The following is a 21,764-nucleotide window of genomic DNA, read 5'->3' on the forward strand; positions in this document are numbered from 1 at the left end:
CCCCGCTCCCCACACGCGCAACCCGCCACCGCCCTAGCGCATCATTGCGTCGGCATCGTGGCGCCGGTCTGCGGTCCCCGCAAAAGGACCCCGTCGGAGCGCCGCATGGCTTGACACGGTCGGGACGCTGTTCTTTATCGACTCCCAGAGTGCGAGACAACACCCGGGACGGGTTCCGCGTCCGGCAGCAGCCCTGTCGTCTGCCCGCCAGAACAGCCTGTGCCCACCACAACAGAGAGCCAAGAATGAAGATCGCCTTCTCCCCGGTGGCCCTGCCCAAAGCGGGCGTCGTGGCCGTGACCGTTGCCGCCGAGCGTGCCCTGGGCGCCTTCGGCCGGGATCTGGACCAGCGGACGGGCGGGCTTTTGACCCGCGCCATGGAGTCGGGCCGTTTCAGCGGCAAGGCGGACGAGGTGCTGACCGTGCTGGCCCCCACCGGCGTGGACAGCGGCCGCATCCTGCTGGTCGGCATCGGCAAGCCGGCCGAGGTCACCGCCCTGACGGCCAACAGCGCCGGCGCCGTGGCCGTGGCCGGCCTCGTCACCTCCGGTGAGACCGAGCTGTCCATCGCCGTGGACAGCCATGACGGCGTGACCCTGCCGGCCGCCGAGCTGGCCGTGGAGATCGCCTTCGGCGCCGCCTCGCGCAGCTACCGTTTCGACAAGTACAAGACCAAGACCCCGGCCGAGAAGAAGCCCAGCCTGAAGAAGGTCACCGTGCTGACCGACGAGGCCAAGGCCGCCAAGAAGGCCTGGGACCGGCAGGAGAAGCTGCTGGACGGCGTGTTCCTGACCCGCGACCTGGTGTCCGAGCCCGGCAACATCATCTATCCGGAGTCCCTGGCCGAGCACTGCCTGGCGCTGAAGGATCTCGGCGTCGAGGTCGAGGTGCTGGACGAGAAGAAGATGAAAAAGCTGGGCATGGGCGCCCTGCTGGGCGTGGGCCAGGGCAGTGCCCATCCGCCCCGGCTGGTGATCATGCGCTGGAATGGCGGTGCCGAGGGCGATGCGCCCGTGGCCTTCATCGGCAAGGGCATCACCTTCGACACCGGCGGCATCTCCATCAAGCCGGCCGCCAACATGGAAGACATGAAGTGGGACATGGCGGGCTCCGGCGCCGTCATCGGCCTGCTGGCCGCCCTGGCCGGCCGCAAGGCCAAGGCCAATGTGGTTGGCGTGGTGGCCCTGGCCGAGAACATGCCCGGCGGCAACGCCCAGCGCCCCGGCGACATCGTCACCAGCATGTCCGGCCAGACCATCGAGGTGCTGAACACCGACGCCGAGGGCCGGCTGGTCCTGGCCGACGCGCTCTGGTACACGCAGGCCACCTTCAAGCCGAAGTTCATGGTCAACCTCGCCACCCTGACCGGCGCCATCATCGTCAGCCTGGGCAACGAGCATGCCGGCCTGTTCAGCAACAATGACGAGCTGGCCGAGCGGCTGGCCGCCACCGGCAAGAAGACCGGCGAGCTGCTGTGGCGCATGCCCCTGGCCCCGGCCTATGACAAGGACATCGACAGCGACGCCGCCGACATGAAGAACATCGGCCGCCCGATGACCGCCGGCAGCATCATCGGCGCCCAGTTCCTGCAGCGCTTCGTCAACGGCACCCCCTGGGCCCATCTGGACATCGCCGGCACGGCCTGGGCCAAGGCCGACCGCGGCATCGTGCCGAAGGGGGCCACCGCCTTCGGCGTGCGCCTGCTGGACCGGCTGGTGGCCGATCACTACGAGGGCTGAGGCCCGTTGTTCCCGGAACGGCCGGCAGGGTGACCCTGCCGGCCCGCCCGACCGTTTTGCCGTCCCGCCCGCATCCGGAGTATCGTTCCCGTGATCCGCTCCCCGATCCGCCGCAGCGCCCTGATCCTGGCGGGGCTTCTGGTCCTGGGCCTGATCCCGCCCGGCCTGGCCCTGCCCGGTCTGACCCCGGCGCCGGCTGCGGCCCAGGCGGCGCAGAAGCGGGAGCCGAACAGCCAGCTGGTCGGCGCCCTGCCCGACGTGCCCAAGGGCTGGACAGCGGGCGAACCGCAGCTGGCCGGCGGCGTGCTGGCCATGTACACGGCGCTGTCGGCCGAGCGCGTCTATCGCCGTGGCCCCGTCGCGGTCACCGTGGCCGCCGCGCGCAGCCCGACCCTGGTCAGCGCCATCCGCGGCTCCATCACCACCCCAGCCAACCTGCCCCCGGCATCCCGCGTCGCCCTCGTGGCCAAGCAGCGGGCGGTGATCGTGGAAAGCCAGCAGCCGCACCGCATCATCATCCAGATCCCGGTGGGCGTGTCGGGTCTGGCCATGCTGTCCACCGACACCGCGACGCTGGACGATCTGATGGCCCTGGCGGCCGGAATCGATTTCAGCGACCTGGGCGACCGGTGAGGACGGCCCCTCCCCTGTTGAACCTGCAATCCGGAAGGCACGGCGGGGCATGAGCGAGCTGCGCTTCTACCATCTGACCCGCGCTTCCCTGGAGCAGACGCTGCCCGGGCTGCTGGAGAAGTCGCTGGAGCGCGGCTGGACGGCCGTTGTCATGACCTCCAGCGAGGAGCGGGCCGAGGCGCTGGCCCTGCATCTCTGGACCTGGAAGCCCGACAGTTTCCTGCCCCATGGCACGGCCAAGGATGGCTTTCCCGAGCGGCAGCCGGTCTATCTGACCGCCGCCGACGAGCGCCCCAACGACGCCCATGTGCTGTTCCTGACCGATGGGGCCGAAAGTGCGCGGCTGGGCGACTATGCCCTGGTCTGCGACCTGTTCGACGGCACCGATCCCGACGCCGTCGCCGCGGCCCGCCGCCGCTGGAAGGCCGCCAAGGAGGCCGGGCACGGCCTGACCTACTGGCAGCAGACCGAGCGCGGCGGCTGGGAGAAGAAGGCCTGACAGCAGGCCGGCGCTACTGCGCCGCCGTCTCCCCCTGCTCGTCCCGGATCTTGCGCCAGGCCGCCACATTGCGGTTGTGCGCCTCCAGCGTTTCGGCGAAGGCGTGGCCGCCGCTGCCATCGGCCACGAAATAGAGGAATTTGTGCGCCTCCGGGTTCAGCGTGGCCTTCAGCGAGGCCAGCCCCGGATTGGCGATGGGACCGGGCGGCAGCCCGTCCGCCACATAGGTGTTGTAGGGCGAGTCGAGCTTCCAGTCGGCCCGGGTCAGCGGCCGGTCCAGCGGCCCCTTGCCCCCGGTCAGGGCATAGATGATGGTCGGGTCGGATTGCAGCTTCATGCCCAGCCGCAGACGGTTGGCGAAGACGCCGGCCACGCGCGGGCGCTCGGACGCCACGGCGGTCTCCTTCTCGATGATCGAGGCCAGGGTCACCGCCTGCTCCGGCGTCGTCACCGGCAGGCCGGCCGCCCGGCCCGGCCACAGCTCGGCCAGGGCCTTGCGCATGGCCTCCTGCATGCGGGCCACGATCTCGGCCCGGCTGTCGCCCCAGGAATAATGATAGGTCTCCGGCAGCAGCGTACCGTCGGCCGGCACCGGATCGACCGTACCGGCAAGGCCCGGCTCGCCCTCCAGCAGGACCAGGATCTGCCGGCTGGTCAGCCCCTCCGGCACGGTGACGCGGCGGACCACGGTCTTGCCGCTCTCCAGCAGGTCCAGCACGGACTGCACGCTCATCCCGGCGGTGAAGGCGTACTCACCGGCCTTGAGGCGCTGGGCGCTCTCACGCAGCTTGGCGGCCAGCATCAGGTCGTAGGGACTGCGCACCACGCCCGCGCCCGCCAGCTGGCGGGCGATGGCCTGGACGCCGCTGCCCCTGGCGATGACCAGCTGGCTGTCGGCGGCCAGCGGCCCCGGCCCGGTATAGCGCTGCCAGCCATACCATGCCCCGCCGCCGGCCAGGGCCAGCAGCAGAAGCAGAAACGCCGCCGCCGGGAGAACCCAGCGGCGGCGCTTGACCGGCGGATCGGCCTTGTCGGTGGACACGGCCCGGATCAGTCGATCGACGTGAAGATCAGCGAGGCGTTGGTGCCGCCGAAACCGAAGCTGTTGGACAGCGCGGCGCGGACCTTGCGCTCCTTGGCCTTCAGCGGCACCAGGTCGGCGCCTTCCGTGCCCTCGGAGGGATTCTCCAGGTTCAGGGTCGGCGGCACGATCTGGTCGCGGATCGACAGGATGGAATAGATGGCCTCGACGGCGCCGGCGGCCCCCAGCAGATGGCCGATGGCCGACTTGGTGGAGGACATGGACGCGCCGCTGAGATCGGCCCCGAACAGGCGGCGCACGGCCCCCAGCTCGATCAGGTCACCCACCGGCGTGGAGGTGCCGTGGGCGTTGATGTAGTCGATCTCGCCCGGGTTCAGGCCGGCCCGCTTCAACGCCATCCTCATGGCACGGAAGCCGCCATTGCCGTCCTCGGCCGGAGCGGTGATGTGGTAGGCGTCGCCCGACAGGCCGTAGCCGATGATCTCGGCATAGATCTTGGCGCCGCGCTTCTTGGCGTGCTCGTACTCTTCCAGCACGACGACGCCGGCGCCCTCGCCCATGACGAAACCGTCACGGTCCTTGTCATAGGGGCGGCTGCCCTTCTGCGGCGTATCGTTGAAGCCGGTGGACAGCGCACGGGCCGCGGCGAAGCCGGCCAGACCCAGGCGGCAGACCGCCGCCTCGGCGCCGCCGGCCACCATGACATCGGCATCGTCGAAGGCGATCAGCCGGGCCGCATCGCCCAGCGCGTGGGCGCCGGTGGAGCAGGCCGTGACCACGGAGTGGTTCGGACCCTTGTAGCCGTGGATGATCGAGACATGGCCCGAGGCCAGATTGATCAGGGACGACGGGATGAAGAAGGGGGAGATGCGGCGCGGACCCTTTTCGGCCAGCAGCAGCGAGGACTCGTAAATCGATGACAGGCCGCCGATGCCGGCCCCGATCATCACGCCGGTGCGCTCGGCCTGTTCCTCGGTGTCGGGCTTCCAGCCGCTGTCCTTGATCGCCTCATCCGCCGCGCCGATGGCGTAGAGGATGAAATCGTCGATCTTCTTCTGGTCCTTGGGCGTGACATAGCTGTCGGGGTTGAAGACCCCGGCGCCCTCGGTTCCGCGGGGCACCATACCGGCGATCCGGCAGGGCAGATCGGAGACATCGAAGCTGTCGATGGCGCGGATGCCGGACTGACCGGCGATCAGACGGTCCCAATTGTGCTGCACGCCAACCCCGAGAGGGCTGACCATGCCAAGACCGGTGACGACGACACGGCGCATGGGTGCGACCTGTACCTGGTTTCCCCTGGTGGCCGGCTCCGCGAACGGTCCGGCCCGAAATGGTGCGAGGCCAGCCCGGATGGGCTGGCCCCACAAGCGGCCCGATGGATCAGGCGGACTTCGACTGGATGAAGTCGATGGCGTCCTTCACCGTCAGGATCTTCTCGGCGGCATCGTCCGGAATCTCGATCCCGAACTCCTCCTCGAACGCCATCACCAGCTCGACGGTGTCCAGCGAGTCGGCGCCCAGGTCGTCGATGAAGCTGGCGGTCTCGGTCACCTTGGCCTCTTCCACGCCCAGGTGCTCGATGACAATCTTCTTAACGCGCTCGGCAATGTCGCTCATCTGATTTGACCTTTCAGGATCTTCCGGTGGGTAGTCGTATTCTGGTGGCTCTGGTGAGTAGGACGGGTCTGCGACGGGTATCCTGTCTGCGCCAGTCTGTTCTCGCGCCGGTCAGAAAAGTGCCGTCACATAACATACCCCGCGGTCCCTGACCAGCATCGCTGATACTGCAGGGGTCCTGGCGGGGTCCCGGCCTCAGATCATGGCCATGCCACCATTGATGTGCAGCGTCTGGCCGGTGACATACGCGGCCTCGTCGCTGGCAAGGTAGACAACGCCGGCGGCGATGTCGTCAGCCGAGCCCAGCCGCCCCGCGGGGATGCGGCTGGACATGGCCTCCTTCTGGGCGTCGGTCAGCACGTCGGTCATGGCCGTCTGGATCATGCCGGGCGCGACGCAGTTCACGGTGATGTTGCGGCTGGCCACTTCCTGGGCCAGCGCCTTGGAGAAGCCGATCAGGCCGGCCTTGGACGCGGCATAGTTGACCTGTCCCGGATTGCCGGTCACGCCCACCACCGAGGTGATGCCGATGATGCGGCCGAAGCGGCGCTTCATCATGCCCTTGACCAGGGCGCGCGACAGGCGGAAGGCGGCCGTCAGATTGACGTCGATGACCGTCTGCCAGTCCTCGTCCTTCATGCGCAGGATCAGGGTGTCGCGGGTCAGGCCGGCATTGTTGACCAGGATGTCCACCTGGCCCAGGGCGGCCTCGGCCTCCTTGGCCAGCTGCTCGACGGCGGCCGGATCGGACAGGTTGGCCGGCACCACCTTGGCACGGTCGCCCAGGCTGGCGGCCAGCTTCTCCAGCGCCTCCACCTTGGTGCCGTGCAGGGCCACGGTGGCGCCCTTGGCATGCAGCGCGGTGGCGATGGCGGCGCCGATGCCGCCGGAGGCGCCGGTCACCAGGGCGGTCTTGCCCGTGAGATCGAACATCGGTGTCACTCCTTGACTGGGCTCACACGGGCCCGAAGGCGGCCACGTCGGCGGGCGTGCCGACCGACAGGGCGGCCAGATCCTTGTCGATGCGCTTGGCCAGACCGGCCAGCACCTTGCCCGCCCCCAGCTCCACCAGCTCGGTCACGCCCTGCGCCTTCATGTACAGGACGCTCTCGCGCCAGCGCACGGCGCCGGTGACCTGCTGCACCAGCAGGCTGCGGATGGCGGCCGGGTCGGACACGGCCTCGGCCGTGACATTGGCGACCACCGGCACGACCGGGGCGCAGATGGTGGTGGCGGCCAGCGCCTCGGCCATGGCGTCGGCGGCCGGCTGCATCAGCGGACAATGGAAGGGGGCGGACACCGGCAGCAGGATGGCGCGCTTGAAGCCGCGCTCGGCCGCGATCTTCATGGCCCGCTCCACCGCGGTCTTGTGACCGCTGACCACCACCTGGCCCGGCGCATTGTCATTGGCGGCGGTGCAGACCTCGCGCTCGGCGCTGGCGGCGGCGGCGATCTCACGCGCCGCGTCCAGGTCGGCGCCGAGGATGGCGGCCATGGCGCCCACACCCACCGGCACGGCCTTCTGCATGCTCTGCCCCCGCAGCTTCAGCAGGCGGGCGGTGTCGGCCAGGGTCAGGGCCCCGGCGGCGCAGAGGGCGGAATATTCACCCAGGCTGTGGCCGGCGACGAAGCGGGCATGCCTGGCCAGATCCAGCCCCTTCTCCGCCTGCAGCACGCGCAGAACCGCCACCGACACGGCCATCAGGGCCGGCTGGGCATTCTCGGTCAGCGTCAGCTGGTCTTCCGGCCCCTCGAACATCAGGGCGGACAGCGGCTGGGCCAGGGCAGCATCGACCTCGTCGAAGGTCTGACGGGCAATGGCGAAATTGGCGGCGAGGTCACGCCCCATGCCGACGGCCTGGCTGCCCTGGCCCGGAAAGACGAACGCGCGTGTCATGGGCTGATCACTCTGCAAATGGTTTACGCAGATGGTCTGCAGATCTTCGGGGAATCCGCCCCGGTCCGGCGCCCTTGATAGCGCGTCGTCCGCCTTAGTCAAGCAGCGACGCCGTTTGCGGGACGGCGGCCACCGTTTCAGCGCCGCTGCATAGGCACAAATGCAGGCAGGCGGATCGGCGTCCTGATGACTATGGATCGTGCGCGCGCACGAGAGCGGAGGAGACGGCACCGCCCCTGGACATGGCTGCACCCGCCTGGGGACATGGTGCCGCAGCCGGGCGCCCGCCGGCAGCAGCGGAGAGCGGAGAGGGACCCGCCCGGGGCCTGGCCATGCGGCCGGCGCAGCCCGAAACGCCGGTTCCGCCTTGCTTTGCCGTCCGGCCTGTGTATAGTGCCGCGCTTCCGAAACCCCGCCGGCACTCGCCAGGTGCCGGCTAGGACCGTGCGGCTGGCCCCCATCCGGGGCGCGCAGCGGCGGACCGCGTAACAGCCATGGGGAGTCATATGGCACTGTATGAAACCGTGATGATCGCCCGCCAGGACATCGCGTCCTCGCAGGTGGAAGGTCTCACCGAGACCTTCAGCACGATCCTGAAGGACAATGGCGGTTCGATCCTGAAGACCGAGCAGTGGGGTCTGAAGACCCTGACCTATCGGATCAAGAAGAACCGCAAGGGCCACTACGTCTACTTCGGCATCGACGCCCCGGCCGCCGCCGTGGCCGAGATGGAGCGGAACATGTCCATCAACGAGGACGTGCTGCGCTTCATGACCGTGAAGGTCGAGAAGATCGAAGAAGGCCAGACCGCCATGCTCGCCAACAAGGGCGACCGCGGCGAGCGTGGCCCGCGTGGCGGCTTCGGCGACCGCGGCCCGCGCCGCGAGTTCGGCGACCGTGGTCCGCGCCGTGACGGCGACCGTCCGCGTCGCGAGGATCGTACCGAGGGTGAAGGAGAGCGCGCATGAACGCCGAACGTCCCCAGGGTGCCGCTGCCGGCGCGCCCCGCTCGGCCGGCGGTGGCCGCCGTCCGTTCTTCCGTCGCCGGAAGACCTGCCCCTTCTCCGGCCCCAATGCGCCGGTGATCGACTACAAGGACATCAAGCTGCTCTCGCGCTTCATCTCCGAGCGCGGCAAGATCGTCCCCAGCCGCATCACCGCCGTGTCGGCCAAGAAGCAGCGTGAGCTGGCCCGCGCCATCAAGCGCGCCCGCTTCCTCGCCCTGCTGCCGTACATCGTGAAGTAAGCGAGCCAGGAGAACAGACAATGGAAGTCATTCTGCTGGAGCGCGTCGAGAAGCTCGGCCAGATGGGCCAGGTTGTGAAGGTGAAGCCGGGCTATGCCCGCAACTTCCTCCTGCCCCGCAAGAAGGCCCTGCGCGCGACGAAGGAAAACCTCGCCTACTTCGAGACCCAGAAGGCGCAGCTGGAAGCCCGCAATCTGGAGCGCAAGAAGGAAGCCGAGCAGGTCGCGGTGAAGATCGACGGTCTGACCGTCGTCATCCTGCGCCAGTCCGGTGAGACCGGTGTGCTGTACGGCTCCGTCACGTCCCGCGACGTGGCCGAGGTCGTCACCACGGCCGGTTTCAGCATCGGCCGCAATCAGGTGTCCATCGAGGAGCCGATCAAGACCCTGGGCCTGTTCAAGGTCCGCGTCGTTCTGCACCCCGAGGTCACCGTGCTCGTGACCGTCAACGTGGCCCGCTCCGCCGAAGAGGCGGCCCTGCAGGCCGAGCGCGGTGGCATGGTCACCCGCACCGATGACGACGAGGACGAGGACGAGGTGGTCGAAGAGACCGCCGAGACCAGCGAGGAGACCGAGGCCTGAGCCTCGCCTTCCCTGGCCTATCGGCCTGGTTGAGAAAAGAAATGGCGCAACCCCAACGGGTTGCGCCATTTCGATTCGTCCGTTCGCCATAGCCCGTTCGCACGTCTTCTCCCCTGGCGATTCCAGTCCGAGACTTCCATCCGAACGCGGTGATGGAGGCAGGACCATGCTGTTCGCCCGCCTGTTGCGCGGCCTGGTCAAATCCGGCGGCCTGACGCTGATCGACGCGAAGGACCGAATCCATACAATCGGATGCAATGATGGCCGCGCGCCGCCCCTGCGCGTGCGCCTGACCGAGTCCTCGCTGCACTGGAAGCTGGCGGTTAATCCCGGCCTTTATGCCGGCGAGGCCTATATGGACGGCACGCTGCGGATCGAGGAGGGCACCATCTTCGATCTGCTGGATCTGGTGACCCGCAATGCCGGCACCGCCGACCTGGGCAGTGTGGCCCGTCTGCGTGGCCTCATCATCGGGCTGGCCCGGCTGGTGCAGCAGACCAATCCGCTGGACCGCTCCCGCCGCAACGTGGCCCACCATTACGACCTGTCCGGGGCGCTGTACGACCTGTTCCTCGATGCCGACCGCCAGTACAGCTGCGCCTATTTCACCGAGCCGGGCCAGCCGCTGGAGCAGGCCCAGGCCGCCAAGAAACGCCACATCGCCGCCAAGCTGCTGCTGCAGCCCGGCCAGCGCGTGCTCGACATCGGCTGCGGCTGGGGCGGGCTGGCCCTGACCCTGGCCCGGCTGGCCGATGTCGAGGTGCTGGGCGTCACCCTGTCGAAGGAGCAGCTGGCCGTGGCCCGCCAGCGTGCCGCCGCGGCCGGGCTGGACGGGCGGGTGCGGTTCGAACTGCGCGACTACCGCGAACTGGACGACCGTTTCGACCGCATCGTCAGCGTCGGCATGTTCGAGCATGTGGGCCGCCCGCAGTACGGCACCTTCTTCCACACCGTCCGCCGGCTGCTGGCCGAGGATGGGGTGGCGCTGCTGCATTCCATCGGCCGCATGGACGGGCCGGGCATCACCAACCCCTGGATTCGCAAATACATCTTCCCCGGCGGCTATTCCCCCGCCCTGTCGGAGGTGGTGCCCGCCGTGGAGCGGTCGCAGCTGTGGATCACCGATGTGGAGGTGCTGCGGCTGCACTATGCCGAGACGCTGCGCCAGTGGCGCCAGCGCTTCCAGGCGCAGCGGGCGGCGGCCGCGGCCCTGTATGATGAGCGGTTCTGCCGGCTGTGGGAGTTCTATCTGGCCGGCTGCGAATGCGCCTTCCGCCATCAGGGCCACATGGTGTTCCAGATGCAGCTGGCCCGGCGCGTGGATGCGGTGCCGCTGACCCGGACCTACATGGCGACGGAGGAGCAGGCCCTGGCCCGGCGGGACCGGAGCGCGGACGGGACCGGGATCAGGGCGGTCAGTCCGGCCGCGCGGATGGCGCGGAGCTGATCCCCGCTCCGCCCACGACCGCAACCGCCGCGCTTGCGCCGCCGCGTCCGCGGGCTTATCCACAGAGCTGTTCACATCCTGTCCACGGATTTCACCTGGGCTGCGGCGCGGACGATTGGCGGCCCACACCCGGGACCTGTTACACTGGCATCATGGATACAAAGCTGATGGACGCGCCCGTCAAGGCGGGCGAGAAGGGCCAACCCGCCTACCGCACGCCGCCCCACAACGAGGAGGCCGAGCAGGCGGTTCTGGGCGCGATTCTCGTCAACAACCGCGCCTTCGAAAAGGTGGGCGAGTTCCTGCGGCCGGAGCATTTCTTCGATCCGGCCAACCAGAAGATCTTCGCGGCGATCATGAAGATGATCGACCGCGGCCAGGTGGCCAACCCGCTGACGCTGAAAGCCTATTTCGAGCAGGACAACGACCTGCGCGAGATCGGCGGCACCGACTATCTGGCCCAGCTGGCGGCGGCCATCGTCACCGTCACCAACATCGAGGATTACGGCCGCATCATCCATGACGGCTATCTGCGCCGACAGCTCATCGAAGTCGGCGAGGACATGGTCAACACCGCCTACAAGCATGAGCTGGACGTCACCGCCAACGACCAGATCGAGGAGGCGGAGAAGAAGCTGTTCGAACTGGCCAGCTTCGGCGACGTCAAGGGTGACTTCATCCCCTTCGAGCGGGCGCTGAAGGCCGCCATCGACACGGCCGAGGCCGCGTTCCGCCGCACCAGCCATGTCACCGGCGTCACCTCCGGCCTGCGCGACCTGGACAGCAAGCTGGGCGGCCTGCACCCCAGCGACCTGCTGATCCTGGCCGGCCGCCCCTCCATGGGTAAGACGGCGCTGGCCACCAACATCGCGTTCAACGCGGCCAAGGCCTACATGCTGTCCGGCGGCAAGGAAGGGGCGCCGGTGGGCTTCTTCTCGCTGGAAATGAGTGCGGAACAGCTGGCCCTGCGTATCCTGGCCGATCAGGCCGAGGTCTCCGGCGACAAGATCCGCCGCGGCGACATCGCCGCCAGCGACTTCCCGAAATTCGTCGAGGCCAGCCAGTATCTGGCCCGCGTGCCCTTCTTCGTGGACGACACGCCGGCCCTGACCATCACGGCCGTGCGCACCCGCTGCCGCCGGCTGAAGCGCACCCAGGGGCTGGGGCTGGTGGTGGTCGACTATCTGCAGCTGCTGCGCGGCGGCGGTACCGGCCGCGGGCCGGAGAACCGCGTGCAGGAGATCTCGGAGATCACCCGCGGCCTGAAGGCCATCGCCAAGGAGCTGCACGTCCCCGTCATCGCCCTGTCGCAGCTGTCGCGCTCGGTGGAACAGCGCGAGGACAAGCGGCCGCAGCTGTCGGACCTGCGCGAGTCGGGCTCGATCGAGCAGGACGCCGACGTGGTCATGTTCGTGTTCCGCGAACAATATTACCTGGAGCGGGCCGAGCCGGGGCAGCGGCCCGACGAATCCCAGGACAAGTTCAACGATCGTTACCAGCGCTGGCAGGAGCGGCTGGGGCAGGTCCACAATACGGCCGAGGTCATCATCGGCAAGCAGCGCCATGGACCTGTCGGAACCGTCCGTCTGTTCTTCGACGGCAACTTTACCCGCTTCGGCGATCTGGATACCCAGCACGGTGCCTACGACAACGAGTGAGCTGTACCCCCTGCCGGCGGCAGGGCGGGAGGCCATGGACAGCCCGGCCGCGCGGCGCGCCGGCAATGTTCTTCTGATCGATCTGGATGCGGTGGTGCAGAACTGGCGCGCGGTGGCCGCCCGGGTCGCCCCCGCCGAATGCGCCGCCGTGGTCAAGGCCGACGCCTATGGGCTGGGCGCCGTGCCGGTGGCCAAGGCCCTGTGGCGGGCCGGCGCCCGCACCTTCTTCGTGGCCGAGCTGGAGGCCGGCGTGCGCCTGCGCGCCGCCCTGCCGGAGGCGCGGCTGGTGGTGCTGCACGGCATCCCCGCCGGCACCGAGGGCGATCTGGCCGACAATGGCCTGATCCCCGTGGCCAACACGCTGGGCGACCTGGAGCGCTGGCGGGCCAAGGCCGCGGCCCTGGGCCGCCCCCTGCCCGTCATCGGCCATATCGACACCGGCATGAACCGCATCGGGCTGGAGGCGGCGGAACTGGACCGGCTGGCCGCCGATCCGGCCGGGCTGCTGCGCGGCCTGACCGTCCAGGCCTGGATGAGCCATCTGGCCTGCGCCGACCATCCCGACAATCCCATGACCGCGGCGCAGCTGGGCCGGTTCCGCGCGGCGCTGGCGCGCCTGCCCACGGCACCGGCCAGCCTGTCGAACTCCGCCGGCATCTTCCATGGCCGCGACTACCATTTCGATCTGGTGCGTCCGGGCATCGCCCTGCATGGCGGCAACCCCACGCCCTGGCAGGACAATCCCATGCGGCCGGTGGTGCGGCTGCTGGGCCGCATCCTGCAGGTGCGCCATGTGGATGCGCCCATGACCGTGGGCTATGACGCCACGCATCGGGTCCAGGGTCCCGGCACGGTGGTGGGGTTCAGCATCGGCTATGCCGACGGCTATCCCTGGGCCGCCAGCGGCAAGGGCGTGGCCCGAATCGAGGGCTATCCGGCCCCGGTGATCGGCCGCGTCTCCATGGATCTGCTGACGGTGGACGCCAGCGCGGTGCCGCCGGAGCATCTGCACGAGGGCGGCTGGGTCGAGGTCATCGGCCCCTGGCGCAGCGTCGATCAGGTGGCCCTGGAGGGCGGCACCATCAGCTACGAGGTGCTGACAAGGCTTGGCAGCCGTTACCACAGGGTCTATCTCGGTAGCCAATGAACGACCCCGTGGTGGAAAGGGTGCCTGTATGGGCTTTCTGAGTGCGATCGGCCGGACGACGCTTGGCTTCCTGGAAGCGTTGGGCAAGATCACCCTGTTCACCTTCATGGCCCTGTCCCACTGCCTGCGGCCCCCCTTCTATCTGCGCCATATCGGCCGGCAGATGGTCGAGATCGGCTATTACAGCCTGCCGGTGGTCGGCCTGACCGCCGTCTTCACCGGCATGGTGCTGGCCCTGCAGAGCTACAGCGGCTTCTCCCGCTTCAATGCCGAGAGCGCCATCGCCACCGTGGTGGTGCTGTCGATCACGCGCGAGCTGGGGCCGGTGCTGGGCGGGCTGATGGTGGCGGGGCGCATCGGCGCCGCCATGGCGGCCGAGCTGGGCACCATGCGCGTGACCGAGCAGGTGGACGCGCTGACCACGCTGTCGACCAACCCCTTCAAATATCTGGTGGCGCCGCGGCTGATCGCCGGCACGGCCATGCTGCCGCTGCTGGTGCTGGTGGCCGACATCATCGGCGTGTTCGGCGGCTATCTGGTGGCGGTCTACCGGCTGGACTTCAACGCCTCCACCTATATCAACAGCACCTGGCAGTATCTGGAGTTCATGGATGTGGTCTCCGGCCTGGTGAAGGCGGCCTGCTTCGGCTTCGTCATTTCGCTGATGGGCTGCTATCACGGCTATAATTCACGCGGCGGTGCCCAGGGCGTGGGCGCGGCCACCACCAACGCCGTGGTCAGCGCCTCCATCATGATCCTGGTGCTGAACTATCTGCTGACGGGGATCTTCTTCTCATGAGCCTGGAGTCCAGCGGCAACGGCGCGGCCGGCGCGCCGAAGATCTCCCTGCGCGGCGTCAAGAAGGCCTTCGGCCCCAAGGTGGTGCTGAACGGCATCGACCTGGATGTCATGCCCGGCGAAAGCCTGGTCATCATCGGCGGGTCGGGCACCGGCAAGTCGGTGCTGCTGAAATGCATCCTGGGCCTGCTGGAGCCGGATGCGGGCCGCATCTTCATCGACGGCGAGGAAACCACCCACCTGCATGGCCGCGAGCGCGAGGCGGTGCTGCGCAAGTTCGGCATGCTGTTCCAGGGCGCCGCCCTGTTCGACAGTCTGCCGGTCTGGGAAAATGTCGGCTTCGGCCTGATCCAGGGCCAGGGGGTCGGCCGGCGCGAGGCGCGCGAGCGGGCCATCGCCACGCTGGGCGCCGTGGGGCTGGCGCCGGAGGTGGCGGACCTCTTCCCCTCCGAACTGTCCGGCGGCATGCAGAAGCGCGTGGGCCTGGCCCGGGCCATCTGCACCCGGCCCGACATTATCTTCTTCGACGAGCCGACCACCGGGCTGGACCCGATCATGTCGGACGTCATCAACGACCTGATCGTGCAGTGCGTGAAGGATCTGGGCGCCACGGCGCTCTCCATCACCCACGACATGGCCAGCGCCCGCAAGATCTCCGACCGCATCGCCATGCTGCACAAGGGCCAGCTGGTCTGGGTCGGCCCGACGGCGGAGATCGACCGCTCCGGCAACGCCTTCGTCGACCAGTTCATCCACGGCCGCGCCGACGGCCCGATCCAGATGCAGATCCGCGCGTTCTGAGCACGGCCGCCCCTTTCTGCGTCCTGCCCGCGCAGACGGGGGGGAACGGCGCTTCGGCCTGCTTGCCCCTGGATCCTCCGCCTGCGCGGAGGATGACGCGGGGTGAGGCGCGGAGGATTACGCGGGGGCGCCCGGTGGCGGACGGGATCAGCGGCGCCAGCGCCGCCAGAGGCAGGGGCGGTCCCGGGCGCCCCAGCGGTATTTGTAGGGCTCGCGCCCCCGCAGGAAATCGAACAGGGTGCAGCCCTCCTCCGTCGCCCGGCCGAGGGCGTGGGCCAGCAGCAGACTGCCGGGGCTGGCGGCGGCCAGGGCCGGGTCGTGGCCGCCGATATAATAGTGGAACCGGCCCTTGGCGCTGAGGCCATAGAGCAGCGCCACCCAGTCACCCGCACAGGCCAGCCCGTAGAACTGCAGCAGGCCGGCGGCGTCCAGCCGCGGGGCGGCGCGGTGGTGGAAGGCGCGCACCGCCGGATCGGCCAGCACACCCGGCTCCCCCTTCGCCTGCCAGCGGGCCGCATGCAGGGCGAACAGCCGGTCCAGCGCCGCCGGAATGTCCCGATCCTGGATGGCGGTGATCCGCCAGTCGCCCAGCCGGTCCATCCGGTGGCCCGCCGTGCGCAGGCTCTGGCGCAGCGACTTCGACAGGCGGGCGGGCAGGTCCAGGGCCGGACAGGGTTCCCCCGCCCCAGCCTCGGCCTGCCAGCCGGGCGGGGGCGGCCGGTCCGCCAGCGGCGACGTTGCGGGCAGGCCGGGCAGGTCGATCAGCGCGGCCTCCGCCGGCCAGGGCAAGTCCGGAGGCATGGTCCCGACCGGACCCAGCCAGTCGCTGGTGCCGGCCCCCAGCGGCAGCAGATGGCGGCCTGCATCGAGGCTGAACCATGGGAAGAGAAAGGCCGGCGGGGACCGGCCGTCGGTGAAGGCGACGCAGGTTTCGGGCTGGAAGCTCTCGGCCCAGGGCAGCAGCCACGCCGGGGACTGGAACGGGGTGGCGTGCGGGTCGGCGTGCCACAGCTGCCACCACGGCTGTTCCAGCCCCCGCAAGGCGGCGAGCCCGCGGACCAGACGGGTCACGCGGCCCCCCGCACCGCCGGCCCGGCCAGGATACGGCGGTAGGTGGCGAGATAGGCATCCACCATGGCGTCGAGGGAGAAGCGGGTCCGGGCCGCGGCGCGGCAGGCTTCGGGATCGAGGGTGGAGAGACCGTCCACGGCATCGGCCATGGCGGCGGCATCGGGCACCAGGAACCCGGTCACCCCCTGCTCCACCACCTCCGGCAGGGCGCCGTTGGGAAAGGCGATGACGGGCGTGCCGGCGGCCAGCGCCTCCATGGCCGCCAGCGAACTGGTTTCGGCACACAGGCTGGGCACCAGCAGTGCCTGGGCCATGCCCAGCAGGCGGCGCTTGCCGCGGAAGCCCAGCGGCCCGATGAAGCGCCGCCGCCGGTCCAGCGCCGGGCGCAGCACCGCGGCGAAGTAGGCGCGATGGCTGTCATAGGGGTAGAGGCGGCCGGCCAGGAACAGCGGCCGCCCGGCACCGCGGGCGGCACGGACGGCATGCTCGAACCCCTTCTCCGGGCAGATGCGCCCCAGGGCGGCCAGCAGCCGGCGCGTGCGGTACCCGGAGGCAAGCTCGGCCACCGGCACCCCGTTCGGCACCGGCGGCAGCAGCAACGGGCTGGGCGGGCACCGGGCTGCCTGATGGGCGGAGACCGGCACCAGCCAGCTGTCCGGCCGGTCCAGGCACCAGAGGTCCGGCGGGTACCAGTCCGGCGGCAGGTGCAGCGTCACCAGCACCGGCACGCCGGGCGGCGGCAGATAGGACAGGGCGTCGATGCCGTGCAGATGCACCAGATCGACGGGATGACTGTCCAGCGCCTCGCGCAGGGCGGCGGCGTGGCGGGCCTGGGCCGCCCGTTTCGCCGCCTCGTCCAGCACGCCCGCCACGGCTGGCACCGGCAGCAGACGCCCCGATGGCCTGGACCCCTCCGGCGCCAGCACCAGCGAGCGATGGCCCCGCGCCACCAGCCCGCGGTCGAGATGGGAGAGGATCTGCTCGGCCCCGCCCACGCTGTCCGGCCCGACCGGGGCCAGGGGATAGCCGACCTGGAGCACGGTCAGGGCCATGGCGGCGCCTCCAGCCCCAGCTGGGCGATGGCCTCCGCCGCCAGCTCCCGCCAGCGCGCCGCCGTGCAGCCCCAGTCGAAATTCTCGTACCAGACGCGGCCCCCGGCCGGCGACCGCAGGTAATCATAGGCCGGTGCCAGCCGGATATGCTCGGCCTCCCGGCCGAAGGGCACCAGCCCCGCCTGCTGGCTGGCATGGCAGTCCAGCAGGCGGGCCTTCAGCGCCCGCGCCGCCGCATCCAGCGGCAGATCCAGCTGCGGCGTGCGCGCGCCCGGCGGGAAGCGGCCGGTGACCAGATCGCCGTCGTCGCCGGCATGGTAGCTGGTGAATTCCAGCAGGGCGGGCGCGCGCCGTCCCTGCCGCCGCAGCAGGGCGCCCGCCGCCTGCACGGCGAAGCTGGTGCTGTCATGGTCGGGGTGCCCGCCCTCATAGGGGTGGGTCAGCACCAGCCCCACATCGCCCTGGTCGAACAGATGCGCCAGCCGCCCGGCGATCCCGGCCATGACCGAAGCCGCCTCCTGGTCGGCAATGCCCAGCCCGATCAGCCGCACCGGCGGGATGCCGGCCACGGCCATGGCGGCTTCCAGCTCGTGGCGGCGGGCGGCGGCGTAATCCTCGCGCGTGGCGAAGCCATGGGTGGCGGCATCGCGCATATCGGCGGGGGCCCCGTCGGTGACATGGATCACCCGCACCCCGGCCAGCCGCGGCAGCTGCGCCCCCATCCCGATGGTCTCGTCGTCGGGATGGGCCGCGACCACGGCCACCCGGCGGGCGTCCAGCAGCGCCGGACCACCCGGCCCCAGGTCACGCAGGAAGGCGGCGGCAAGGCCGCGGCCATGGGGGGGACCGTCGCGGGACGGGCGGGGAACGGCGTTCATGCGCCGGTCGGTGCCAGCGTCCCTTCCAGCAGCACCGCCTCCGGGGTTCCGCCATAGCGGCGGGTCATGTCCACACAGAAATCGGCGAATTCCTGCGGGTCGATGGGCGGGCTGGTGTGGTTCGGGTCCTCCCCCAGCCCGCGATGGGCCGGGGTGAAGCAATAGGTCACCGTGACCTGGAAATCCCGCAGCGCCTCCATCTGGCGGTCGAACCAGGCCAGCGCGTCGGGCCGGTACCAGTCGGCCCAGCTAAGACCGGTGCGCAGATAGGTGACGCCCAGATCCTTCATGCGGGCCACGGCCGCGTCCAGCCGGTGATCCTGGAAATGGAACCACTGGCACAGCCCCATGTCCGGCGTGACGGCGCGGAAGGCGTCATAGGCCAGCTTGGGCGTGCCGTCCTCCCGCACCAGCCCCATGTAGAAATGGCGGTAATAGCTGGAGCCCTCGGCCTCGCGGTGGCGGGTGGTGGCCGGCCAGGCCTTGGGCAGATCGAACAGGCTGTACCAGTGGATGCGCGGCACCCGGCCGATCAGCAGCTCGGCCGTGCGCTGCAGCCCGAAGAGCTGCACCTCCTCGGCGCCGAAGGTGCTGATGCCCACCTCCGACACCCAGAGCGGCTTGGCCGTGACCTGCCGGATCTCCTCCAGCTTGTCCGGCCAGTCGTTGATCTGCCAATGATTCCAGTCCAGCGGGAAGCCGTGGACGGCCACCATGTCCACCGCGTCCAGTACGCCGCGGCCGCGCATGTTGCGCATGAAGTCCGGGTCGATGGGGCTGATGCCGCCCAATGCAAGCGGAACATGCGGACAGGCCCGCTTCAGCGCCTGCCCGGCCGTGCGGGCCATATCGGCGAACAGGGCCCAGTCGCGGTCCAGCTCGATGTCCCAGTGCGACTTGTTGTTGGGCTCGTTCCAGATCATCACGCTGTCGAGCATCGGCGTCTTCCACTCCCTGAAAAGCCGGGGTCTTGCCCCGCTGTTGCTCCGGTGGCCCGCGCCGGGCGGCCTGCCCTTGCCGTTCTGGCCTCAGCGCGCCCGCGCCGGATAGACGGCCCCGGCGGGCTGCGGCGGCTCGGCGATGCGGCAGAGATAGACCTCCTGTTCCGGCCGGGCCGTGATGGCGAAGCCGGATGCCCGCAGCATGGCCTCCACACAGGCGGCGTTGGGAACCCACCAGTTGGTGCCGTCATGGGCATAGTCCTGCTCGATGAAATGCAGCTTGGGATAGGCCGGCCGGTCGAAATGGGCCGTCTCCCAGAATTCATAGTCGGCCGCCACCGGCTCCGTCTCCGGGCTGCCGCGCTGCATCGACTGGAACACCATCATGTCGCCGGCCACATGGGCCCGGATCAGGTCCAGCGCCAGCAGCGGGTGGCGCAGATGGTAGAGCACCCCCATGAACAGCACGATATCGAAGCGTTCCCCCAGCGCGCCCACGTCGTAGACGGACAGGCGGCGGAACTCCACGCCGGCGGCCCCGGTCACCCGGGCGGCGAAGCGGGCCTGCTCCAGATAGCGCTCATCCTCGTCGATGCCGACGACGCGGGCGGCGCCGCGGCGCTTCATCTCCAGCGCGTAGAAACCGGCATTGCAGCCGATGTCCAGCACCGACCGTCCCGTCAGATCGGCCGGCAGGGCGGCGGCGAAGCTGCGCCATTTCACGGCGGGGTAATCACCCAGGAAATGGTCGGGCGCCGTTTCCACACCGCCCAGGCGCAGATTGTGGAACCAGGGGCCCAGTTCGGCCACGCGGCGGCGGATCTCCTGCTCTGTCGGCCGGTCGAGATGATCCATGGTCAGCCCCCCTCCTGGCCACTCAGCAGGGTGATGGCGCTGCGGTAGCCGTGCAGCGTGCCCACATCCACATAGGCGTCGCCGGCAGGGATGCCGACGGCGTGGCCGCCGCGGGCGATCCAGGCATTGACCAGCGTGCCCATATATTCGTCCTGCCGGTCCCGCTCGCGCCAGAGATCGTGCAGCGCGTGCAGCACACGCCCCGGCATCTTGAAGGCCCCCCAGATCCAGCGGCTGGCGGCATCGGCCCGTTTGACCTGGATCTCCAGCACCGTGCCGTCCTGGGCCGTCACCACGGCGTCGAACAGGGCCGGCCGCTCCACCGGGAACAGCAGGAAGCCCAGCCTGTCATCGGGCAGCCGCGACAGCGCGTCGTCCGGAAACCAGACGGTGTCCGGCAGGCCGACCATCACCGGTTCGTCCGGGCCGATCAGCGGACAGGCGCGGAAGATGGCGTCGCACAGGCCACCGGGGCGCTGCTGCACCACATAGGCGATGGGGGCGTTGCCATAGGCGCCGCCGTAATAGTCCAGGATGTCGGACTTGCCCGGCCCGATGACGAAACAGATCTTGTCGGCGCCGCCCAGCACCATGCGTTCCAGCAGATATTCGCTGACGGCGCGGGGACGCTCGGTCTCCCCGTCCTGGCGGCTGCCCACGGGCAGCAGTTCCTTGGAAAAGGCCAGCGGCTGGATGCGCGTGCCGCTGCCGGCGGCCGGTACGATGCCCCACATGGCGGTCAGCCTCCAACGGTCGGGAAAGCGCCCAGCCCGGCGGCGGGCCGGGGGCGCGGGCGGCGGGCCTGGTCCAGGGCCGCCAGCAGGTCGCGGGCGCGGGCGTCGGAGGTATGCTCGGCCAGCACCCGCTCCCGCGCCGCCGCCGCGATGCGGCGCAGGGCAGCGTCGGACAGGCCGATGGCGGCCTCCGCCTCCTCGGCGGTCCGGGCCACCAGGATCTCGCGCCCCGGCGTGAAGAAGGCGTCCAGCCCCTCCCAGGCGTCGGACAGGATGGGCGCGCCGCAGGCCGCCGCCTCGAACAGGCGGCCCGACGGACACCAGCCCCTGGCGGCCATGGCCCCGCGGGTGACATTGAGGGTCAGCCGGGACGAGGCGAAGAAGGCCGGATGTTCCGGCGGCGGCAGGTGCCGCACGAACCAGATATTCGGCGTCCACGGAAAGTCCTGGGGATATTGCGACCCGGCGATGAGGAAGCGGCGATGGGACAGCCGCCGCGCCGGCTCGATGAACAGCGTTTCCAGCGCCCGCTGCCGGTCGGCAGCGTAGGTGCCGATATAGGACAGGTCGGCCCGGTACCGGTCTTGGGCCGGCGCGGGCGCATGCACGGCCGGGTCCACATGGCCATAGAGCGGCGCCACACGGACGGCCCCCAGCCGGCGCTGCAGGTCCGTCAGCGCCGTCCCGCCGGTGTAGCTCAGCACCAGATCGAAGCCGGACAGGCCGCCGGGGCCGATATAGTCCACCCCCTCCCCCGCCGCCAACTGGGCCAGGGTCACGGGCGTGTCGAGATCATAGAAGACGCGCTGGCCGCGCGCCTCGGTCAGCACCAGATCGGTGGCGGCCACCCCGTCCGGGCAATAGCTGGTGACCATGGACACATCGGCATCGGCCAGATGGTGGCGGGCCGCCGGCAGCGCGCCGTCCCAGTCGGCATAGAACACCAGTTCGCCGCCCGGCAGGTCCCAATAGTCGCGGTTGCCGGCGTACCAGTGCTGGTCACGCTCGAAGAACACCACGCGGTGGCCCTGCCGGGCCAGGGCGGCGCACAGGCCGCGCCACAGGGTGGCATGGCCGTTGCCCCAGGACGAGCTGATGGTCAGGCCGAAGATGACGAGCTTCATC

The 21,764-nt window shown here is 69.8% G+C and carries 23 protein-coding genes; 11 read left to right on the forward strand and 12 right to left on the reverse strand.

The window, feature by feature from the left end; all coding sequences use genetic code 11:
• The first annotated feature begins 245 nt into the window (after positions 1–245).
• The 3 genes from DK368_RS02135 (at position 246) to DK368_RS02145 (ending at position 2,871) form a co-directional block, all read left to right on the forward strand.
• Entirely contained in the window at positions 246–1,739 is a 1,494-nt protein-coding gene (locus DK368_RS02135) for a leucyl aminopeptidase (RefSeq protein WP_114391883.1), read from the forward strand.
• 90 nt (positions 1,740–1,829) lie between these two features.
• Complete coding sequence (locus DK368_RS02140; RefSeq protein WP_114391884.1) at positions 1,830–2,372, forward strand: hypothetical protein; 543 nt, start codon at positions 1,830–1,832, stop codon at positions 2,370–2,372.
• A 49-nt stretch (positions 2,373–2,421) separates the two neighbouring features.
• The gene (locus DK368_RS02145; protein ID WP_114391885.1) at positions 2,422–2,871 is read left to right on the forward strand and encodes a DNA polymerase III subunit chi; all 450 of its coding nucleotides are present in this window, start codon (positions 2,422–2,424) and stop codon (positions 2,869–2,871) included.
• Between the two features lie 13 nt (positions 2,872–2,884).
• Here DK368_RS02145 and mltG read toward each other — a convergent pair whose 3' ends face one another.
• From mltG to fabD, 5 genes are all read right to left on the reverse strand, one after another.
• A complete protein-coding gene (gene mltG, locus DK368_RS02150) occupies positions 2,885–3,913 on the reverse strand; it encodes an endolytic transglycosylase MltG (RefSeq protein WP_114391886.1) in 1,029 nt (342 codons plus the stop codon).
• Between the two features lie 8 nt (positions 3,914–3,921).
• Positions 3,922–5,187 carry a beta-ketoacyl-ACP synthase II gene (fabF, locus tag DK368_RS02155; RefSeq protein WP_114391887.1) on the reverse strand — a complete coding sequence of 422 codons (1,266 nt, stop codon included), beginning with the start codon at positions 5,185–5,187 and terminating at the stop codon, positions 3,922–3,924.
• 109 nt (positions 5,188–5,296) lie between these two features.
• Positions 5,297–5,533: an acyl carrier protein gene (locus DK368_RS02160; RefSeq protein ID WP_114391888.1), complete on the reverse strand. Its 237-nt coding sequence runs from the start codon at positions 5,531–5,533 to the stop codon at positions 5,297–5,299.
• A 195-nt stretch (positions 5,534–5,728) separates the two neighbouring features.
• A complete protein-coding gene (fabG, locus tag DK368_RS02165; RefSeq protein WP_114391889.1) occupies positions 5,729–6,466 on the reverse strand; it encodes a 3-oxoacyl-[acyl-carrier-protein] reductase in 738 nt (245 codons plus the stop codon).
• 22 nt (positions 6,467–6,488) lie between these two features.
• Complete coding sequence (fabD, locus tag DK368_RS02170; protein WP_114391890.1) at positions 6,489–7,430, reverse strand: ACP S-malonyltransferase; 942 nt, start codon at positions 7,428–7,430, stop codon at positions 6,489–6,491.
• 506 nt (positions 7,431–7,936) lie between these two features.
• Here fabD and rpsF point away from each other — a divergent pair.
• The 8 genes from rpsF (at position 7,937) to DK368_RS02210 (ending at position 15,108) form a co-directional block, all read left to right on the forward strand.
• Positions 7,937–8,398, forward strand: coding sequence for a 30S ribosomal protein S6 (gene rpsF / locus DK368_RS02175; RefSeq protein WP_114391891.1), 462 nt, complete (start codon positions 7,937–7,939; stop codon positions 8,396–8,398).
• A complete protein-coding gene (gene rpsR, locus DK368_RS02180; protein WP_114391892.1) occupies positions 8,395–8,676 on the forward strand; it encodes a 30S ribosomal protein S18 in 282 nt (93 codons plus the stop codon). The genes rpsF and rpsR overlap by 4 nt, the downstream gene beginning before the upstream one ends.
• A gap of 20 nt (positions 8,677–8,696) precedes the next feature.
• Positions 8,697–9,257, forward strand: coding sequence for a 50S ribosomal protein L9 (gene rplI, locus DK368_RS02185; protein ID WP_114391893.1), 561 nt, complete (start codon positions 8,697–8,699; stop codon positions 9,255–9,257).
• Between the two features lie 166 nt (positions 9,258–9,423).
• Entirely contained in the window at positions 9,424–10,704 is a 1,281-nt protein-coding gene (locus tag DK368_RS02190; protein ID WP_114391894.1) for an SAM-dependent methyltransferase, read from the forward strand.
• A gap of 167 nt (positions 10,705–10,871) precedes the next feature.
• Positions 10,872–12,362, forward strand: coding sequence for a replicative DNA helicase (locus DK368_RS02195; protein WP_240002293.1), 1,491 nt, complete (start codon positions 10,872–10,874; stop codon positions 12,360–12,362).
• Positions 12,363–12,396: 34 nt separating this feature from the next.
• Positions 12,397–13,509, forward strand: coding sequence for an alanine racemase (gene alr / locus DK368_RS02200; RefSeq protein ID WP_114391896.1), 1,113 nt, complete (start codon positions 12,397–12,399; stop codon positions 13,507–13,509).
• A 28-nt stretch (positions 13,510–13,537) separates the two neighbouring features.
• Positions 13,538–14,308, forward strand: coding sequence for an MlaE family ABC transporter permease (locus DK368_RS02205; protein WP_114391897.1), 771 nt, complete (start codon positions 13,538–13,540; stop codon positions 14,306–14,308).
• Positions 14,305–15,108, forward strand: coding sequence for an ABC transporter ATP-binding protein (locus DK368_RS02210; RefSeq protein ID WP_114391898.1), 804 nt, complete (start codon positions 14,305–14,307; stop codon positions 15,106–15,108). The genes DK368_RS02205 and DK368_RS02210 overlap by 4 nt, the downstream gene beginning before the upstream one ends.
• A gap of 147 nt (positions 15,109–15,255) precedes the next feature.
• Here DK368_RS02210 and DK368_RS02215 read toward each other — a convergent pair whose 3' ends face one another.
• The 7 genes from DK368_RS02215 to DK368_RS02245 form a co-directional block, all read right to left on the reverse strand.
• The gene (locus DK368_RS02215) at positions 15,256–16,179 is read right to left on the reverse strand and encodes a GNAT family N-acetyltransferase (protein WP_114391899.1); all 924 of its coding nucleotides are present in this window, start codon (positions 16,177–16,179) and stop codon (positions 15,256–15,258) included.
• The gene (locus tag DK368_RS02220) at positions 16,176–17,231 is read right to left on the reverse strand and encodes a glycosyltransferase (protein ID WP_114391900.1); all 1,056 of its coding nucleotides are present in this window, start codon (positions 17,229–17,231) and stop codon (positions 16,176–16,178) included. Before DK368_RS02220 ends, DK368_RS02215 begins: the two co-directional genes overlap by 4 nt.
• Entirely contained in the window at positions 17,222–18,109 is an 888-nt protein-coding gene (locus tag DK368_RS02225) for a PIG-L deacetylase family protein (RefSeq protein ID WP_114391901.1), read from the reverse strand. Before DK368_RS02225 ends, DK368_RS02220 begins: the two co-directional genes overlap by 10 nt.
• Positions 18,106–19,047, reverse strand: coding sequence for a glycoside hydrolase 5 family protein (locus DK368_RS02230; RefSeq protein ID WP_114391902.1), 942 nt, complete (start codon positions 19,045–19,047; stop codon positions 18,106–18,108). The genes DK368_RS02225 and DK368_RS02230 overlap by 4 nt, the downstream gene beginning before the upstream one ends.
• A 90-nt stretch (positions 19,048–19,137) precedes the next feature.
• Positions 19,138–19,905 (reverse strand): TIGR04290 family methyltransferase, encoded by a 768-nt coding sequence (locus DK368_RS02235; RefSeq protein ID WP_114391903.1) that lies wholly within the window; start codon positions 19,903–19,905, stop codon positions 19,138–19,140.
• 2 nt (positions 19,906–19,907) lie between these two features.
• Positions 19,908–20,639: a sugar phosphate nucleotidyltransferase gene (locus tag DK368_RS02240; RefSeq protein WP_114391904.1), complete on the reverse strand. Its 732-nt coding sequence runs from the start codon at positions 20,637–20,639 to the stop codon at positions 19,908–19,910.
• A 5-nt stretch (positions 20,640–20,644) separates the two neighbouring features.
• Entirely contained in the window at positions 20,645–21,763 is a 1,119-nt protein-coding gene (locus DK368_RS02245; protein ID WP_114391905.1) for a CgeB family protein, read from the reverse strand.
• Between the last annotated feature and the right edge of the window lies 1 nt (position 21,764).

It is taken from the genome of Oleisolibacter albus (assembly GCF_003336875.1).
GTDB lineage: Bacteria > Pseudomonadota > Alphaproteobacteria > Azospirillales > Azospirillaceae > Niveispirillum > Niveispirillum album.

What these genes read in the sequence shown, in the direction of transcription:
- rplI (WP_114391893.1), top strand. Translation starts at nt 8,697, where the DNA reads ATGGAAGTCATTCTGCTGGAGCGCGTCGAGAAGCTCGGCCAGATGGGC.
- DK368_RS02230 (WP_114391902.1), bottom strand. Translation starts at nt 19,047, where the DNA reads ATGCTCGACAGCGTGATGATCTGGAACGAGCCCAACAACAAGTCGCAC.
- rpsF (WP_114391891.1), top strand. Translation starts at nt 7,937, where the DNA reads ATGGCACTGTATGAAACCGTGATGATCGCCCGCCAGGACATCGCGTCC.
- DK368_RS02210 (WP_114391898.1), top strand. Translation starts at nt 14,305, where the DNA reads ATGAGCCTGGAGTCCAGCGGCAACGGCGCGGCCGGCGCGCCGAAGATC.
- fabF (WP_114391887.1), bottom strand. Translation starts at nt 5,187, where the DNA reads ATGCGCCGTGTCGTCGTCACCGGTCTTGGCATGGTCAGCCCTCTCGGG.
- DK368_RS02135 (WP_114391883.1), top strand. Translation starts at nt 246, where the DNA reads ATGAAGATCGCCTTCTCCCCGGTGGCCCTGCCCAAAGCGGGCGTCGTG.
- rpsR (WP_114391892.1), top strand. Translation starts at nt 8,395, where the DNA reads ATGAACGCCGAACGTCCCCAGGGTGCCGCTGCCGGCGCGCCCCGCTCG.
- DK368_RS02220 (WP_114391900.1), bottom strand. Translation starts at nt 17,231, where the DNA reads ATGGCCCTGACCGTGCTCCAGGTCGGCTATCCCCTGGCCCCGGTCGGG.
- DK368_RS02195 (WP_240002293.1), top strand. Translation starts at nt 10,872, where the DNA reads ATGGACGCGCCCGTCAAGGCGGGCGAGAAGGGCCAACCCGCCTACCGC.
- DK368_RS02160 (WP_114391888.1), bottom strand. Translation starts at nt 5,533, where the DNA reads ATGAGCGACATTGCCGAGCGCGTTAAGAAGATTGTCATCGAGCACCTG.
- fabG (WP_114391889.1), bottom strand. Translation starts at nt 6,466, where the DNA reads ATGTTCGATCTCACGGGCAAGACCGCCCTGGTGACCGGCGCCTCCGGC.
- DK368_RS02225 (WP_114391901.1), bottom strand. Translation starts at nt 18,109, where the DNA reads ATGAACGCCGTTCCCCGCCCGTCCCGCGACGGTCCCCCCCATGGCCGC.
- DK368_RS02190 (WP_114391894.1), top strand. Translation starts at nt 9,424, where the DNA reads ATGCTGTTCGCCCGCCTGTTGCGCGGCCTGGTCAAATCCGGCGGCCTG.
- DK368_RS02240 (WP_114391904.1), bottom strand. Translation starts at nt 20,639, where the DNA reads ATGTGGGGCATCGTACCGGCCGCCGGCAGCGGCACGCGCATCCAGCCG.
- DK368_RS02205 (WP_114391897.1), top strand. Translation starts at nt 13,538, where the DNA reads ATGGGCTTTCTGAGTGCGATCGGCCGGACGACGCTTGGCTTCCTGGAA.
- alr (WP_114391896.1), top strand. Translation starts at nt 12,397, where the DNA reads ATGGACAGCCCGGCCGCGCGGCGCGCCGGCAATGTTCTTCTGATCGAT.
- DK368_RS02245 (WP_114391905.1), bottom strand. Translation starts at nt 21,763, where the DNA reads ATGAAGCTCGTCATCTTCGGCCTGACCATCAGCTCGTCCTGGGGCAAC.
- DK368_RS02145 (WP_114391885.1), top strand. Translation starts at nt 2,422, where the DNA reads ATGAGCGAGCTGCGCTTCTACCATCTGACCCGCGCTTCCCTGGAGCAG.
- DK368_RS02235 (WP_114391903.1), bottom strand. Translation starts at nt 19,905, where the DNA reads ATGGATCATCTCGACCGGCCGACAGAGCAGGAGATCCGCCGCCGCGTG.
- fabD (WP_114391890.1), bottom strand. Translation starts at nt 7,430, where the DNA reads ATGACACGCGCGTTCGTCTTTCCGGGCCAGGGCAGCCAGGCCGTCGGC.